This is a genomic window from Streptococcus sp. SS-4456, assembly GCF_036680365.1.
In the GTDB taxonomy this organism is placed as follows: Bacteria; Bacillota; Bacilli; order Lactobacillales; family Streptococcaceae; genus Streptococcus.
The window spans coordinates 1-215 of the sequence record NZ_JAVIHI010000129.1 but is presented as its reverse complement, the minus strand read 5'-3'; the positions used below and the strand labels follow the sequence as shown (position 1 = coordinate 215).

Genomic DNA, 215 nt, shown 5'->3' with positions numbered 1-215 from the left:
GACTTTATAGAAGCACCCTTAGCTCAACTGGATAGAGTACCTGACTACGAATCAGGCGGTTAGAGGTTCGAATCCTCTAGGGTGCATGACTCGCTTAATGATGTCATTAGGGGAGCTTTATTTTTAATAACAGCGGGAAGTAGCTCAGCTTGGTAGAGTACTTGGTTTGGGACCAAGGTGTCGCAGGTTCGAATCCTGTCTTCCCGATTTATATT

At 45.1% G+C, this 215-nt stretch carries 2 tRNA genes; both read left to right on the top strand.

Annotated features, from left to right (window positions below):
• The first annotated feature begins 12 nt into the window (after window positions 1–12).
• Window positions 13–86: transfer RNA gene (locus RFK25_RS11710), tRNA-Arg, on the top strand.
• Window positions 87–133: 47 nt separating this feature from the next.
• Window positions 134–207 (top strand) — tRNA-Pro (locus RFK25_RS11705).
• Window positions 208–215: the final 8 nt, after the last annotated feature.